We start from the raw sequence: 16,581 nt of genomic DNA on the forward strand, positions 1-16,581 counted from the left end.
AACTATCAACAACTCATGCTTGTAAAGTTTGTACAATAGGGCTTTGAGTTTTTGTTAGATTGATATTTATCAACTTTAGAGCATTGCTGGACAGAGAGGGAGCTTGGGGAATTTTCTACAGTGTAAGTTCGGAAGAACCATTTCTTCGAGTCAGGTGGAAAGTAATTCCCTTGAATCTCAGTTAACCGATGATATTTTAAGGAGTCAGATAATCCTTTGGCTATCGCCAACGCCACCGCTCTATTCTCAAATTCTCCTCGGGATAGTTGCCGGATTTTTTCTTGGGCTGTTTTCTTTTCCTGCTCGATTTTTTTCTCTAATTTTTTCCAGTCTGATTCTTTTCTAGCTTGACTTTCAACTAGCAACCATCTTTGGGCTATACCCCCGCCGCTTTTTTCTCCCGACTTCCTAATTCCTAATTCCTAATTCCCACTGATAACTCAGGAACTATGCAAACAATCTTTCAGCGCATAGGCTACCTGTTGTTGTTCCTCGAAGCTTAAATCGGGGAACATAGGTAAAGATAACACTTTTTCACTGGCCAATTCAGCCACGGGTAAATCGCCTTTTTTATAGCCTAAATACTGATAAACTGGCTGTAAATGCAGAGGAATCGGATAATAAACCATAGATAGGACATCTTTTTCCTGCAAAGCTGCCCGAATTTGGTCACGATTTTCCGTTAGGATTGTGTACTGATTCCAAACGTGCTTACCCCCGGCTAAAGCGGTGGGTAAAGTGATATTAGGCAAAGGTTGCAGTAATTCTCGATAACGTTGGGCAATCTCGATCCGTTGATTATTCCAAAAATCGAGATATTTTAGCTTAATTTGCAAAATAACCGCTTGAATGGCATCTAAGCGGCTATTGACACCGATTACCTCGTGGAGATAACGCACCTTGCTGCCGTGTTCTTTAACCATGCGAATTTGTGCCGCTAACTCGGGGTTATTGGTGGTAATTGCGCCACCATCGCCACAACCGCCTAAATTTTTGGTGGGAAAGAAGCTAAAACAGCCAATATCGCCGATACTCCCCACTTTCTGCCCATGCCATTCTGCTCCCGTTGCCTGAGCGCAATCCTCGATTACAAATAAATTATGGGAACGAGCGAAATTTACCACCTCAGACATATTGACAGATTGCCCAAAAAGGTGTACTGGGATAATCGCCTTAGTTTGGGGAGTAAGCGCTTTTTCCAACAGTGCCACATCGAGGTTAAAAGTATTAATATCGATATCGACAAAAACAGGCACTGCCCCGACTAAATTAATCGCTTCGGCGGTGGCAATAAACGAAAAAGTGGAAGTAATTACTTCATCCCCCGCTTGAATACCGAGGGCGCGCAGTGCCAGATAAAGGGCATCGGTTCCCGAATTACAGGCGACACAATCGCTAACACCGTGATAGAGGGCAAATTGTCGTTCTAATTCGCTCACAGCTTCGCCACCAATATAGCGCCCAGAACGGAGGATTTCTAAAACGGCATGGTTAGCTTCTTCGCTGATGACTTGGTATTGACGGGATAAATCGACGGGGGGAATTTTACTCACGCGCTTTCACTCAAATTAGAGACTAATCGGGATTTGTTGGGGAAAAAAAGGAATAATTAGTCAAAAATAATTATAAACTTGCTATCTATAGATGAAGTATCCTTTTAATTTGTTTCTTTTATTTTTATGGATGGATTAGTAGAACTAAATCTGGTGGATTTGGGTTGGGCTTTGGGGATGATGGGTATTTGTTTAATCCTCTCCCGTTGGTCAAATTTAGCCCTAGAGGGACAATTATTATTAGCGACTGGTCGATCGATCCTGCAATTATTAGTGGTAGGCTACGTTATCGCCGTTATTTTTTCCTTGGATAATCCTCTAGCCGTGCTGGGGATTTTGGCAGTAATGATGACTATCGCGACTATTGTTGCTAAAAATCGCATTGATAGCCGAGATAAAGGCTTATTACCCCTAGTTTTCGGCTCTTTATTGATTAGTAGCTGTCTAACTTTAGGTTATGCGATCGCTTTAATCATTCAACCAGAACAATGGTACTCACCCCAATACTTAATTCCCTTGACGGGGATGGTGTTAGGCAATGCCATGAATAGTGCCTCTTTAGCCGGGGAGAGATTAAGCAGTGCCATTAAAAGTCACCGTTTAGAAATCGAAACCCATCTTTGTTTGGGGGCAACCCCTCAACAGGCGATCGCAGCTTATCAAAAAGAAGCGATTCGAGCTAGTTTAATCCCTACCCTCAATCAGATGATGGTAGTGGGTTTAGTCAGTTTGCCCGGAATGTTCACCGGACAGGTATTGGCAGGAAGTGAACCTTTAAACGCCGCTTCCTACCAGATACTGATCCTGTTTATGATTGCCCTAGCTAACCTAATCACCGCTCAATTGGTGACAGAGGGAATCTATCGGCGCTTTTTCAGTGAGAATTTATCACTTATCAGTTAACAGTTATCAGTTATCAGTTATTACTAACCAATCCTGACTCCTAATTAACGCCCACTGTTCACTGATTACCGTTTACTGATAACTAATTTAGCTTTTCCACTTGCTGGCGACGACTTCAGCGAGATCAACCACCCGTTGGGAGTAACCCCATTCGTTATCGTACCAAGCGATAACTTTTACCATATCGCCACCCATCACCATGGTGAGACTAGCATCAATGATCGAGGAAGCATCAACACCGCGATAATCAGAGGAAACGAGGGGTAAATCATTATATTCGAGAATTCCTTTCAAAGAATTTTCCGAAGCTTCTTTGAGGACTTCGTTTACCTGTTCCGCGATCGTGCTTTTTTCCACTTGCGCCACTAAATCTACCACAGAAACGTTAGGAGTGGGTACGCGCAGAGCGATACCGTTAAGTTTTCCTTTCATTGCGGGGATAACTAAGGCTACAGCTTTAGCGGCACCGGTGGAGGTGGGAACGATGTTAACGGCTGCGGCGCGAGCGCGACGCAGATCCCGGTGACTAGCATCCAGAATCCGTTGATCACCAGTGTAACTGTGGGTGGTGGTCATTGTCCCTTTGATGATGCCGAAGTTTTCGTGAATCACTTTGACGACAGGAGCAAGACAGTTGGTGGTACAACTGGCATTACTGATGACGTTGTATTTATCGTGTTCGTATTCGTGAGCGTTGACACCGACGACATAGGTTCCTACACCCGAACCTTTACCCGGTGCGGTAATGAGGACTTTTTTAGCTCCTGCGACAATATGCTTAGAAGCGCCCTCTTCATCGACGAAAACACCAGTAGCTTCGATCACTAAATCTACACCCCATTCTGCCCAGGGCAGATTGAGGGGATTGCGATCGGAATAACATTTAATGGTTTTACCGTTAACAATTAAAGAATTATCATCGGCATCGATATTAGCGTTAAGTTTGCCTAACATCGAGTCATATTTGAGCAGGTGAGCGTTACTCCGGGGATCGGATGTATCATTGATCCCCACTACCTCCAAGCCACTATTAGTCCGTCCTAACCAACATCTTAGGAAATTACGTCCAATCCGTCCGAAACCATTGATCGCTACTCTAATCACTGCTGCTTGCCCTCTACGTTTTAGTGCAATACATAAAAAAATAATTAATGTTCCCAATCATACCTTAAAGGTTGAACTTTACGATCCTGATCGAAAATAATTTATTAGCTCACCAATCCTATCGGGTTTAAATGAGGACATTTGATTGATTAAAGCGATTTAAAGCCAAAATTAGCCTAAATAACCGCTAAAAGATTCTCATAACCCCATTCCCTCCTTAGCTGTTCGCCTTTTCGGCGATCGGATGTGATACTAAATCCAGTTATTAAAAACTGATTATTTATTCCCCCTTTTGCCTCTTGCCTCTTGCTTTTTGCCTATCCTGATATGTTACCTATACTTAACGGATTTAGTATGAGTTTCCAGTTCACTGATTACTGATCACTCAAAGGTCCCCGCTCCTCTTATCCTCAAAAAAAACTCGTTTACTTTTCTGTAAACGAGTTCACTTTCCATGATAAGATTAATAGTCCTGTGATTTATTTAGCAACTGCTACTGCTACCTTGACGGGCTGAGGCTGTAGGTCGCGCAAACTTGGGAAAAGGAAGTGGTTTTCCTCCACATATTGCGCTCCAAACAGTCCTTTTTCAGCCCAGAAATAGCGATCGGTTGTATGCTCGTTACGCTTAACAATCAATAAAGCTGGTGGGCTAATGCCTATAGCTTGAATATACTTACGCGCCGCAGTTACGGGTTTATCCTCGCCACTTTCAATACTATACTGGGGTACAAGTTCAAGTATCTTACGTCCTTCTTGACGACGGCGACTTTTACGTTTCCGTTTTCTGGCCAACCCAATTACCTCCTGTTTTGGCTAATCGTTGTAATGATAGTTACAAAAGCCGTAGCGATTATATCCCTTCTAGACCAAGAAATCAAGTGTCTCTCACAAAGCCAATTACAAACAAGTTTGACTAGAAGCTAGACTGGGACTATGTTTAAGTTTTTCTGACAAAAACACAGCCCCAAATCCCGATACAAAACTTATTATTCTTAAACTTTTTTTAATATATACCGTGATCTACCCCGAAAATAGTGACCAAACCCTTGTCCTAATTGCTTTTTACTGGCTGCCCTCGCTCCAAGGAGAGAGTCATTCTCTCCCCTGTCAACTGGGAAATAAAACTCGCAACCCTAGCTTTATCAAGGTTTTCTGATTTTTTACTTTTTACTTTCTTAGTATGCCCTTCTCCTTCCCCTCCCGGACTCCCCTGAGTGATGATTTTATTGCCCTGTGTCAGGCACAGATGGAACTTTTGCGGGAGCAAATGGAAGCGGACAGAAGTGCAGTTTATTTAACTGAACCTTTATCGAGTAATTTAATCCCAGTCGTTGTTTATCCGCCCTTTAATCCCCCTTCTCCCCAAAAAAAGCGGCTTTCCTTACAACCAGGGCAACCGGCGGCCGACTTGTTAACTGCGGTTAAGTTAGAAGATTTATCCCACCTCTGGAGTAATCAGGAGACCGTCAGCCGTCATCGCTTGTTTTTACCCTTAATGTATGAAGAGGGCATGATCGGATTATTGGTGACAACCAGAGAAAAACGACCTTGGCAAAGTTGGGAATTAACCCGGATGGAAAAAATCACCCAAACCCTCGCTTTAGCCTGTGTACTCGATCGCCAATTGGGAGAAGAACGTTATTATCGACAATGGCAACGTCAGCGCCTCGATACCTTTCTCCATCAAATCCGCAATCCCCTTACCGCTTTAAAAACCTTTGGTAAACTTCTACTCAAAAGGCTTTTAGCCGAAGAAGGTAACGATCCCGCCATTACCGGTATATTGAGGGAAAGCGATCGAGTTCGGGACTTAATTGCCGAATTTGAGGCACAAATTCAGCAAGAAAGCGAAAATTACCCCACCGTCGATATTCCTCTCCTGCAAGCGCAATCTTCCCCCACCACCTTTCTCTTGCCTGCTGGCAGCAGCCAACTAACTCCGATCAATCTCCATGATATTCTCGATCCGCTGCTCCTTTCGGCCCAGGCCGTAGCCAAAGAGAGAAATCTCAGTCTAGAAACGATTCACGGGGAAGACATACCACTTATTCGCGCCAATATCCCCGGTTTGCGGGAAGTATTCAGCAATTTAATTGATAATGCTCTCAAATATACTCCTGCTGGCGGAAAAGTCACCGTCGAGGTAAAAAATGTTAAGAATAGTGTAGAAATTGTTTTTAAAGACACAGGTTATGGCATAGCGAGGAGTGATCAAGAAAGAATTTTTCAACGTCACTACCGGGGAGTGCAAGCAGGGGGAGATATACCGGGTACAGGATTGGGTTTAGCGATCGCCAAAGAATTAATTACCAGCATGGGGGGGACGATTGAATTTGTCAGTCCCAATCCTGAGCAAACAAGTTCCCCCTACCCCGGCACGGTTTTTCGGGTTCATATACCAGTTATACCCGATGATAACCTCAGTACAGAAAGTTGATCTGGTCGTAAATTCTGCCGATTGTCCCGATCAGGAGATTCTGGGGGCGATCGGTTAAAATATAAGAAAAATATCATTTTTACTGGTAACTTGGCCCAGAACCCAAGAATTAACAGTAGCTAGAGACAATTAATTAGACACATCTAACTACCTCTTGCCTTTTGCCCCTTGCATGAGTGCCTATCCTAACCAAAAAGTTAATTTTGTCCTATTAATTAAATTATGCCGACGATCGAACAATTAGAACCCGCTAATAAGGCTGATGTGTTAGTATATATGCCCTACTATGCCAAGGACAAACATAGTATCTTGCCCTATGCGATCGCTTTGTATCAAGGAGGATCTTTAGAAGGTCGTCGTCACATAGAAAATAGCGAAGGGATTCCTTTTGTGGCCTCTTGGTATGTATCAAAATTGCCCTCGGAATTGACCCGTTGTCGTTTACAATTTGAAGGACAGGCCGACCTAAGCTATGAGATGACGATTATTAACGCCGAGTTGATCGAATATCTAATCGGTGCAATTAAAACCTTTAAGCAGCTAGGTTCAGCCGACTTTTCGCAGGGATTTTATCGGAAACTGCTGCGATTTGAAGGATAAAAGTCGGGATTTTACGGGTTAAAAGGAGCAAATCGTGGCGAAATCAGCCAAATCTATACTTATCTCTTCCCTGGAACCCCTCAGTGGTAAATCGGGAACTGTCGTCGGGTTAGCGCATCTCTTGCGACAAAAAGGACTAGAGATAAGTTACGGCAAACCAGTGGGCAATTGTCCGGGATACGTCGATGGGCAATTGGTCGATGAGGATGTAGAATTTATTCGGCAATTATTAGAATTATCCCCCGATCAGCTGCGTTTACCCCTGATCTACACTGATGCGGATTCCGTTGCTAAACGTCTGCAAGGTGTAGATCAACAGGACTACGGCAATATTCTTGCCGGCTATCTCGATCGAGTTAACAGTGATATTATCCTCCTCGAAGGGCCGGGGACTCTCTGGGAAGGCAGTATTTTTCAGTTATCGATGGGGGAGATGGCCAAAATTCTCCAAACTCCAATCCTATTGGTGGCCCGCTATAGTTCTCCCCTAATTGCCGAGAGTCTGCTGAAAGCAAGAGAGGAATTAAATAATCAGCTGCTGGGGGTAGTGATTAGTGATATCCCGGAAGATGATTGGGAGGAAGTACAATCTCTCCTGAAACCCTATTTGTCCCGCCAAGGCGTGGAAGTTTTAGGACTGTTACCTGCCAGTAAATTATTGCGTAGTATTAGTGTTCGGGAAATTGTCCATCTTTTGGGGGCAAAAGTATTATGTCGGCCCGATCGTTTAGATTGGATGGTAGAAAGTTTAGCGATCGGGGCGATGAATGTCAACGCCGCTTTAGAATATTTTCGCAAGGGGGAAAATATGGCCGTGATCACGGGCGGTGATCGCACAGACCTCCAGTTAGCTGCCCTAGAAACTTCTACCACCTGTTTAATCTTAACCGGTTCCATCTCTCCGGATCCCCTAATTTTGGGACGGGCTGAGGATTTAGAAGTACCAATTCTCTCGGTCAATTTAGATACTCTCAGTACCGTGGAAATCGTCGATCAGGCCTTCGGCAAGATTCGCTTACAGGAACAGGTAAAAGTCGCTTGTATTCGAGAATTAATGGAGGAACATTTCCAGATTGATCGCCTGTTAGAAAAGTTAACAATAGGGGTGTAATTTCTCCCCGGCTGCCCAGAATTTCACTGGAAATCACTTCATGAGTCTATCATCCTCCCCTGTGTCATCTCCGGTCAAAGAAAATGACTGGAGCTTATTATTAAGATTACTTCCCTACGCAAAAAAGCAAAAAGCCCTGCTATTTTGGTCATTAATACTTCTTTTTCCCCTATCTCTCACGGGGGCGATCCAACCCTTAATTATCGGTCAAGCGGTCTCCCTTTTGCAAAAGGAACAAACTTGGGATTTTTTGGCTCGAATGCCCTTAACAGCAGCCATTAATACCCTAATTATTATCCTGTCGGCTGCGATTATTTTACGACTGATTTTAGGGACAACACAAGGTTATCTAGTGCAGAAAGTCGGTCAGTCAATTACTGCTAATGTCCGGGAAGATTTATTTAGCCATGTCACCTCCCTTTCCTCTAGTTTTTTTGATCGCTCTCCCGTGGGACGTTTAGTCACTCGTTTAACCAGCGATGTGGAAGCATTAGGAGAAGTTTTTGCTAGTGGGGCGATCGGAGTTGTCAGTGATCTGGTTAATATTTTAGTTATTATCATCACCATGTTTACCCTGCAATGGCAATTAGCTCTATTGTTGGTGTTGATGTTATTTCCTGTCACTGCTTTAATTATCTTTTTTCAAAAACAATACCGCAGCGCTAACTATCAAGTACGCGAGCAATTATCAAAACTTAATGCCCAATTACAGGAAAATGTAGTCGGAGTTAATATTGTTCAATTATTTCGCCGCGAACGCTTTAACGCTGAAATGTTTCGCGCTACCAATACTCAGTATCGTCGCTCCCTAGATAAAACAATTTTTTATGATTCGGCCGTCTCAGCTACGTTGGAATGGATCGGATTAATTGCCGTGGCAGGAGTATTATGGTTAGGCGGTATTTTTATTCTCCAAAAAACCATTGATTTTGGGGTTCTATCGGCTTTTATTTTATTCTCCCAACGTCTGTTTAATCCCCTGCGTCAGTTTGCCGAAAAATTTACCATGTTTCAATCGGGTTTTACTGCTATTGAACGCATTGGGGAATTAATGAGTATTCCTGTTGAAATCACCGATTCTAACAATTATAAAGAGATTTCTTTCCCAGAAAAAGTTAAAACTGGCGAGATTATTTTTGAAAATGTTTGGTTTGGTTATAAACCAGATGAATATATTATTAAAGGTCTTAATTTTACCATTAATCCGGGGGAAAAAGTCGCTTTAGTCGGTCCGACTGGTGCGGGAAAAAGTTCGATTATTCGTCTTCTCTGTCGTCTTTATGAACCAAATAAGGGCAGAATTCTAGTGGATGGTATCGATATCCGTTACCTTCCCCAAGCGGAATTAAGACGTTATATCGGTGTGATTCTCCAGGAAACTTTTCTCTTTGCTGGAGATGTTACTCGCAATATTACTTTAGGAGAAAATTATGATTTTGAGCAGGTGAAGGCAGCGGCTAAATTAACTAATATCGATCACTTTATCGAGGAGTTACCCGATGGTTATCATACCCGTTTACGCGAACGGGGCGCAAATTTGTCGGGAGGACAAAAACAATTACTCGCTTTTGCGAGAGTCGCTATTCGTAACCCCGAAATTCTAGTTTTAGATGAGGCTACTGCTAGTTTAGACGTGGGGACAGAAGTATTAATTCAAGAAGCTTTAGAACAGATTTTAGTCGATCGTACTGCTATTATTATCGCCCATCGTCTCTCTACTATTCGCAATGTCGATCGAATTCTTGTGCTTAAACGCGGGGAATTAGTCGAATCGGGAACCCATGAAGATTTATTAACCAAAGACGGCCTCTATGCTAGTTTATCGAAAATTTGGGTTTAAAACCCCGAAGTTCCAGCATTTGTCTTAAATTTTCCCATTCTTTTGCAAATAATCGACTAATGCCCATAATCCTAACCGATAACTTTCGGCCCCAAAACCGCTAATCTGTCCGATAGCTATATCGGCAATGTAGGAATGATGACGAAAAGACTCGCGTTTGTAAATATTGCTTAAGTGTACTTCCACACAGGCGATTTTTGTGCCTAAGATTGCGTCGCGGATGGCGATACTGGTATGAGTATAAGCTGCTGCATTAATCAAAATACCGTCATGCTGACCCCATGCTTGCTGAATCCAGTCCACTAATTGCCCTTCCTGATTGGACTGGTGCGCGGTTAAATTCACCCCTAAACGGGTAGCTTCTTCGCTTAAAAACTGGTTAATCGCTTCTAAATTGACGTTACCGTAGAGATTCGGCTCTCTTTTCCCCAATAGGTTTAAATTCGGTCCGTGTAAAACCAGAATGCTTAGTTTATTCACCACTGTCTTCCCTATCATCACCAGAATTAATCTTATCTCGATCAGAGATTATTGCCTATCAACAGCATTTTTGCCGATTTAGTATCATTGGACTTGCTCCAGGACTATCGCTATATTTGATCGGTGCAGCGGGATGGTAAGGAAGCAGCGATCGCCGATAAATTGCTAGGGAGCGGAGTCCTTAATCATGCACCCCCTGTGCGACAATATATCGAGTTTGCCCTTGGCTAAAACCATTAATTGATGACCTTGCCCATACAAGTTTTACCCCAAGACGTAATCGATTTAATTGCCGCAGGAGAGGTAATCGACTCTTTAGGCGCTGTGGTGCGGGAATTAGTCGAAAATGCCATTGATGCGGGGGCAGATAGGATTACCATCGATATATCTCCCCAAAATTGGCGAATACAAGTATCGGATAACGGTAGGGGAATGTCTAGAGAAGATTTGCAACTGTGTAGCTATGCCCACAGTACCAGCAAAATCCGCCAACGGGAGGATATTTGGCAGATTACCAGTCTCGGATTCCGTGGTGAAGCTTTGCACAGTATCGCACAGGTGGCGCGTCTGCGGGTTGCCAGTCGCCATGACGATGATTTAGGTTGTTATTGTCTTTACAATCACCAGGGTGAGCCGGATAATTTAGAAACGATTCCTATCGCTATCGGCACTATCGTCACGGTAGAAAATCTCTTTGGTAACTTTCCTGTGCGTCGTCAAGCTTTACCGTCAATTAACAAACAATTAAAGGATATACAGACTTTAATTCATAATTTTGCTCTCTGTCATCCCCAAATTACTTGGCAGGTTTTCCAAGATCATCAAGATTGGTTACGCATTAGTCCGGGTAAGGATGCCAGTCAAATATTACCACAATTAGTTAAATCTCTGCATTTTAACGATTTAGCAGCCCTAAAACTTGACTTAACGACTCCTGACGCAGAATCTGCCCAAATTGAATTAGTCATTGGTTTGCCCGATCGCATTTCTCGCCATCAACCGGATTGGGTTAAAATTGCTGTTAATGGGCGAATGGTGCGCTCATCGGAGTTAGAACAGGCAATATTTCAAGCTTTCGCTCGCACAGTCCCTAAAGATCGCTATCCCGTTTGTTTTCTCCATCTACATCTTAATCCCCGTTCGATCGATTGGAATCGTCACCCAGCTAAAGCGGAAATATACCTGCATAACCTCGTTTTTTGGCAAGAACAGATAATTTCAGCCATAGACAAGGCGTTAGGACTAAATCCCGAACATATACCCGAAAAAGCGCAAAATCAGCGCGTCAGTCAAATTCTCAAGGCTGCCGAGGAAAAAAGCACCTATACAATAGGGGAAAAATCCAGGAAAAATCGGCTGGAATTAAAGGCATTAGCCCAAATTCACCAAACTTATATAGTTGCTGAACATCCTAACGGATTATGGTTAGTGGAACAACATATTGCCCATGAGCGGGTTTTGTACGAACGTTTAGAGGATAACTGGGAAATCGTGCCGTTAGATACTCCGATCATCTTAAATCAGTTAACTACTCGACAAGTCGAACAATTACAACGTTTAGGATTAGAAATTGCCAGTTTTGGCGATCGCTCTTGGGCAATTCGTAGTATTCCTGTTCTACTAAAAGAACGGGAGGATCGGGCTGATGCTTTACTAGAATTAAGTTTAGGGGGCGATTTACAAACTGCTCAGGTTGCCACCGCTTGCCGTAGTGCGATCCGCAACGGTACAGCTTTAAGTTTAGAAGAAATGCAGAATTTACTCGATGATTGGCAAAATACCCGTAATCCCCGCACTTGTCCCCACGGAAGACCGATTTACTTATCCTTAGAAGAAACCTCGCTCGCTCGCTTCTTCCGTCGTCATTGGGTAATCGGCAAAAGTCACGGCATTTAATCAGTTATCAGTGATCAGTTATCAGGATTCAGGAGTCAGGAGATTATTTTTATTTAGGGTTGGCTGAATAAATCTAAAAACCTTGTTGGATAAGGTTTTTAGACTTTTTTCCCTCAAAAAGTGCCGACCATTGGAGTGATCAGGGGGAAAATTCAGGTGCTTTTTCCCCGAAAATTAGGTAATTGACCTCCTCAAAATCGGTAAAACCCTACACCCTACACCCTACACCCTACACCCCACACCCACCAGCAAACTTTTTCAGCAGACCCTATTTATTCTCCTCTCCCTTCTCCCATAGGGTTAGATGCGTCTGATGACGCATCCTCTCTGTTTAGGTTTTCTTACATTTTGCTGAGAATACGCTGGACTATATCCATTCCTGTGAAGGCTTGCCAGCCAAAAAGACCTAAAATGACGGCATTAAGGGTAATATGGGTGATTCTAGCCAATTCGTTGCCTTTTTGCATTAAAGGTACTAAAGCGGCACTAATCGAGATTAAACCCACCATCCCTAAACCGGCCAGCAGATGGGGACCGACAAATAATTTACCGTTATTAATATAAGTCACCGCCATACCCCCGATCGTCCCCAACACCATTAAAGCGAGGATTAGGGAGCCAATTTGATAGTGTTTAGTGCGAAAATTTTTGGGCAATAATTCTTTTTTTAGGTCTTTATCTGCTGTCCGCGTCCGTCGCCATTGTAGCCCCGAATAGAGCGCATAGATAGTTAATCCTAATAAAACCCACATGAGAATGGGATGGCCAAATTGTGACCAAGTTTTTACGGCACTGGGAATCTCGAGGTTCATAGTTGTCTGTTCTCATCAAAGATCGCTTCTTAATAAAAATTAACATGAATCGCTCGCGCTTCCTTGTTTTCTGGGTCACTAGACCTGTCATGCTAAATCCCGTTTAAAAGCTATAGGAGAGTGGGGTGTGGGGAGAATAAATAAAAATAGTCTCCTGACTAAGCTAGGACGCATTTAACCCGCTTATTCTTAGATTAGCCGAACCTCCCCCAATCCCTTTACTATTGCCTTTTGCCTTTTGCCTCTTGCCTCGTCTCAACAAGCAATTTAAATTACGAACAGCTTATCTTTGTTCAAACCAACGTTTAAATCAACCAAGGTCGATCGCAAATCGCTATGATAGAATATTGGGCCTTGAATTTCCGCCCCCTCCCCCTCTTATGAAACTGCCTGTCGTCGCTATTATCGGTCGTCCCAATGTGGGCAAATCTACCCTCGTCAATCGTATCGCTGGAGATCAACAGGCGATCGTTTTCGATCAACCCGGGATTACCAGAGATCGCACCTATCAACCAGCTTTCTGGTGCGATCGAGATTTTCAAATTGTCGATACAGGGGGGCTAGTTTTTAACGATGACAGCGAATTTCTCCCTTTAATCCGCGAACAGGCTTTAATCGCCCTAGCAGAGGCAAGTGTGGCGATTTTTGTCGTCGATGGCCAGGCAGGAATTACCGCCGGCGATCGAGAAATTGCCGCTTGGTTACGACAGCAAAATGTGCCGATACTTTTGGCAGTTAATAAGTGTGAATCGGTGGAACAGGGTATCCTGCAAGCGACGGAATTCTGGGAATTAGCCATCGGTGAACCCTTCCCCATCTCAGCCATTCACGGCTCTGGTACAGGTGAACTACTTGATGCTCTGATTAAATATTTGCCACCCGGGGCGGAAATTCCCGAAAATGAAGAGATTAAAGTGGCAATTATCGGTCGTCCTAACGTGGGTAAATCCAGTCTCCTCAATGCTTTAACCGGACAACAACGGGCGATCGTCAGTCCGATTTCGGGAACCACGAGAGACTCGATCGATACTTTAATCGAACGAGAAGGACAGGTGTATCGGTTAATTGACACCGCAGGCATTCGCCGTAAGAAGAATGTGGACTATGGAGCCGAATTTTTCAGTATTAACCGTGCTTTTAAGGCCATTCGCCGGTCTGACGTGGTGTTATTCGTCATCGATGTGCTAGATGGTGTCACCGAACAGGATTTAAAATTAGCGGGGCGAATCATTGAAGAAGGGCGTGCGGTGGTGCTAGTAGTCAATAAATGGGATGCGGTGGAGAAAGACACCTACACCATCAATACTTACACCAAAATGCTCCAAGATCGGCTGTATTTCATGGATTGGGCAGAAATGATCTTTGTCAGCGCCATGACGGGGCAAAGAGTCACTAAAATCCTCGAATTAGTCGATATTGCCGCCGAATCTCACCGTCGTCGCGTCAGTACCTCGGTAATCAACGATGTAATCGAAGATGCGGTTAAATGGCACAATCCCCCCACCACCAGGGGCGGAAAACAGGGGAAACTATACTATGGTACGCAAGTATCGAGTCAACCCCCCACAATCGCCCTTTTCGTTAACGATCCCCAGCGCTTTAATGATAACTATCGCCGTTACATCGAAGGGCAATTCCGGCAACAGTTAGGCTTTAAAGGAACCCCGATCCGCTTAATCTGGCGCGGCAAACCGGCGCGGGAAGTGGAAAAAACGGTTAATAGAGCCACCAAGGTCTAATTTATGGATTTATTGCGAAGTTTGCCCATCGGTCTTTATCTCGATCAACCGATTACCCGACTACATCAACTAGATGCGCGGGTAAAATTTATCTGGTTAATGGCTTTTTTAGCAGCACCTTTATTGGCTAATCCTTGGTGGCGTTTAGCTTTGGTGGGATTGTTAATGTTGTTAACCCTGTTGGCCTCTATTCCTCCCCGCGTCTGGCGGCAACAGATGGGCTGGCTGATATTTTTAGCGATTATCGTCTTTTTAATTACTGCTATCACTCCCGATGGTTTAGCGGTGAGTATTCAGCCGCGTTTACCAGAGGAAGGGCTGAATTTACCGCCAGCAAGTGATTATCAGTATGTTTTATGGGATAGAGGTCGTTTATTTGTTACCCGACGTTCTTTGGAATTAGCAGTGAGAATTAGTACCCTAATTTTTACTTTAATTTATAGCACTAATCTCTTTTTATTGACGACGGCCCCGGAAGAAATTACCGAAGGTTTAGAGAATTTAATGAGTCCTTTACGGCGATTTAATGTGCCGGTGACGGAAATTTCTCTGACTCTGACCCTCTCTTTGCGCTTTATTCCTCTGGTTTTAGAAGAAGTGCAAAATCTGGCTAGGGCAGTGCGAACTAGGGCGATCGATTGGCAAAAATTAGGGATTAAAAGAAGTTTAAACGTCTGGTTAACAGTAGTGGAAAAATTACTAGATAATTTGCTTTTACGCGCCGAACAAATAGCGATCGCTATGGAGGTTCGCGGTTTTACCAGTCCCAATCAGCATCAAGTGCGCTGGCACCAATTACAGTTAAGATCGGCTGATTTTATTGCTTTATTTTTGTTAATTCCCTTTTGGGCAGCCCGATTAGTTTGGGGGGGTTTATAGCAGTTATCAGTTATCAGTTATCAGATGCGAGTTTTAAGTGTGCAGTATTAAATAGAAGTTTCCTACTGTCTTTGCACTGATTACTGTTTACTGTTCACTGTTTACTGTTCACAGCAAAAAACTCCCCACACCCTACACCCAGCCTAGACTTTAACCTCGTTGTCACCCTTTCAGGGCGGAGATGCTGATGGTAGTGACGAGCCTGCGTTCTCAGAACCGCAATATTTTGCAATTTATGACCGAGGAACCCTTCGCGCCTCTGGGAGGAGTAGTAATTCTCCCTTTCTGCTACCCCAGGAGAGTCCTTCCACAGAATCAATGCCACTGGCTGCTTGCCCCCCCCTAAATGGTTACACACGCTACATAATCTGTTATCATTTAGATACGGCGATTCTTCTGTCCGTTTTGTACCGATAACTCCTTATTGGATAAGCCTTTCCACTTAGAAGATGTACCAGACTGAGCCTGAATCTGCCGTATGTATAGAATTGTTGATTGGGAATTTTTATTATGACATTGCAGGAAGGCACTTACATCTGGGAATACGGCGACACCACCCAGGCTCTCTGGTTCACCGCTTCTTACAACACAGTCACAAATCAATGGACTGTTGATATGAAGAAGGGGTCAATGGACCTCAACGCATTCTGGTGGTCGAATGGCGATAGCAAGGCGGATGGGACTATCAGATTGTTATCGAAGGATAACAGTCTCAATATGAATGGGACTGGTATCGTCTGGGATGGGTACGACAAGATTTCCGATACGGGGTTAACGGGAACGGAGCATAATGGCAGCAATCTTCTGACTGCGGGTAATACCTACACTTACAGCTACAGCAAGGATCAAGGGGTAGAGATTGAATCGTTATTGGCTCAGGGTGTTGTCACCCTTGGTGTCAGAGCCACAAGCGTCAATGGCACTGGTGGTATCAAGGCGGTAGATGGGCAATTTGTTTTCGTTCCCTACGACAATACCCCACCCACAGTGACGGTCGATATCGTTAATGCTTCCCTGAACGACGGAACTAACAGTTCTCTAGTCACCTTTGAGTTCAGCGAAACTGTGAATGGCTTCACAGCCGGTGATGTGAACGTCAGCGGTGGAACCCTGAGCGACTTCACCCAAGTGGATGGCAACAGCTATACGGCCATCTTCACGGCCGACGATGCTGTGGAAACCATTGGCTCGGTGTCCGTGGCAGCCGATAGCTACAGTGACGCGG

Annotated in this window: 15 protein-coding genes and 1 pseudogene; 10 read left to right on the plus strand and 6 right to left on the minus strand. The window is 44.0% G+C overall.

Features of this window, described 5'->3' with window-relative positions; translation table 11 throughout:
* Window positions 1-140: 140 nt before the first annotated feature.
* Window positions 141-386, minus strand: a pseudogene (locus tag IM485_RS15340) (IS1634 family transposase); the annotation flags it as partial.
* A gap of 54 nt (window positions 387-440) precedes the next feature.
* Window positions 441-1,553: a DegT/DnrJ/EryC1/StrS family aminotransferase gene (locus tag IM485_RS15345; protein ID WP_104395270.1), complete on the minus strand. Its 1,113-nt coding sequence runs from the start codon at window positions 1,551-1,553 to the stop codon at window positions 441-443.
* A gap of 126 nt (window positions 1,554-1,679) precedes the next feature.
* On the opposite strand from IM485_RS15345, the gene IM485_RS15350 reads away from it, so the two are divergent.
* Complete coding sequence (locus tag IM485_RS15350) at window positions 1,680-2,456, plus strand: ABC transporter permease (protein WP_287744169.1); 777 nt, start codon at window positions 1,680-1,682, stop codon at window positions 2,454-2,456.
* Between the two features lie 87 nt (window positions 2,457-2,543).
* On the opposite strand, the gene IM485_RS15355 is transcribed toward IM485_RS15350, so the two are convergent.
* Both IM485_RS15355 and IM485_RS15360 read right to left on the minus strand, forming a co-directional pair.
* The gene (locus IM485_RS15355; RefSeq protein ID WP_287744171.1) at window positions 2,544-3,560 is read right to left on the minus strand and encodes a type I glyceraldehyde-3-phosphate dehydrogenase; all 1,017 of its coding nucleotides are present in this window, start codon (window positions 3,558-3,560) and stop codon (window positions 2,544-2,546) included.
* A 479-nt stretch (window positions 3,561-4,039) separates the two neighbouring features.
* A complete protein-coding gene (locus IM485_RS15360) occupies window positions 4,040-4,354 on the minus strand; it encodes a DUF3155 domain-containing protein (protein ID WP_046661342.1) in 315 nt (104 codons plus the stop codon).
* A gap of 388 nt (window positions 4,355-4,742) precedes the next feature.
* Here IM485_RS15360 and IM485_RS15365 point away from each other — a divergent pair, with 388 nt between their 5' ends.
* The 4 genes from IM485_RS15365 (at window position 4,743) to IM485_RS15380 (ending at window position 9,550) form a co-directional block, all read left to right on the plus strand.
* The gene (locus tag IM485_RS15365) at window positions 4,743-5,999 is read left to right on the plus strand and encodes a GAF domain-containing sensor histidine kinase (protein WP_287744173.1); all 1,257 of its coding nucleotides are present in this window, start codon (window positions 4,743-4,745) and stop codon (window positions 5,997-5,999) included.
* A gap of 222 nt (window positions 6,000-6,221) precedes the next feature.
* Entirely contained in the window at window positions 6,222-6,599 is a 378-nt protein-coding gene (gene ebsA / locus IM485_RS15370) for a type IV pilus biogenesis protein EbsA (RefSeq protein WP_104395267.1), read from the plus strand.
* Window positions 6,600-6,633: 34 nt separating this feature from the next.
* Window positions 6,634-7,710, plus strand: a complete 1,077-nt coding sequence (locus IM485_RS15375; protein WP_287744174.1) for a phosphotransacetylase family protein — start codon at window positions 6,634-6,636, stop codon at window positions 7,708-7,710.
* A 40-nt stretch (window positions 7,711-7,750) separates the two neighbouring features.
* Window positions 7,751-9,550 (plus strand): ABC transporter ATP-binding protein, encoded by a 1,800-nt coding sequence (locus IM485_RS15380; protein ID WP_104395265.1) that lies wholly within the window; start codon window positions 7,751-7,753, stop codon window positions 9,548-9,550.
* Window positions 9,551-9,574: 24 nt separating this feature from the next.
* Here IM485_RS15380 and aroQ read toward each other — a convergent pair whose 3' ends face one another.
* Entirely contained in the window at window positions 9,575-10,030 is a 456-nt protein-coding gene (gene aroQ / locus IM485_RS15385; RefSeq protein WP_108935527.1) for a type II 3-dehydroquinate dehydratase, read from the minus strand.
* A 243-nt stretch (window positions 10,031-10,273) separates the two neighbouring features.
* Between aroQ and mutL the strand changes: the two genes are divergently transcribed.
* Window positions 10,274-11,926 (plus strand): DNA mismatch repair endonuclease MutL, encoded by a 1,653-nt coding sequence (mutL, locus tag IM485_RS15390; RefSeq protein ID WP_287744177.1) that lies wholly within the window; start codon window positions 10,274-10,276, stop codon window positions 11,924-11,926.
* Between the two features lie 182 nt (window positions 11,927-12,108).
* Window positions 12,109-12,240 (plus strand): hypothetical protein, encoded by a 132-nt coding sequence (locus tag IM485_RS15395; RefSeq protein WP_287744179.1) that lies wholly within the window; start codon window positions 12,109-12,111, stop codon window positions 12,238-12,240.
* Window positions 12,241-12,267: 27 nt separating this feature from the next.
* Here IM485_RS15395 and IM485_RS15400 read toward each other — a convergent pair whose 3' ends face one another.
* On the minus strand, window positions 12,268-12,738 hold the full coding sequence (locus IM485_RS15400; RefSeq protein ID WP_104395263.1) for a DUF4079 domain-containing protein: 471 nt from the start codon (window positions 12,736-12,738) through the stop codon (window positions 12,268-12,270).
* A gap of 380 nt (window positions 12,739-13,118) precedes the next feature.
* Here IM485_RS15400 and der point away from each other — a divergent pair, with 380 nt between their 5' ends.
* The 3 genes from der to IM485_RS15415 form a co-directional block, all read left to right on the plus strand.
* Window positions 13,119-14,477, plus strand: a complete 1,359-nt coding sequence (gene der, locus IM485_RS15405; protein ID WP_002741006.1) for a ribosome biogenesis GTPase Der — start codon at window positions 13,119-13,121, stop codon at window positions 14,475-14,477.
* A gap of 3 nt (window positions 14,478-14,480) precedes the next feature.
* Complete coding sequence (locus tag IM485_RS15410; protein WP_287744182.1) at window positions 14,481-15,356, plus strand: energy-coupling factor transporter transmembrane component T family protein; 876 nt, start codon at window positions 14,481-14,483, stop codon at window positions 15,354-15,356.
* Between the two features lie 630 nt (window positions 15,357-15,986).
* Window positions 15,987-16,581 (plus strand): Ig-like domain-containing protein (locus IM485_RS15415; protein ID WP_287744184.1); only part of this gene is annotated, 595 nt, incomplete at its 3' end.

It is taken from the genome of Microcystis sp. M169S2 (assembly GCF_020245865.1).
Taxonomy (GTDB): domain Bacteria; phylum Cyanobacteriota; class Cyanobacteriia; order Cyanobacteriales; family Microcystaceae; genus Microcystis; species Microcystis ichthyoblabe_A.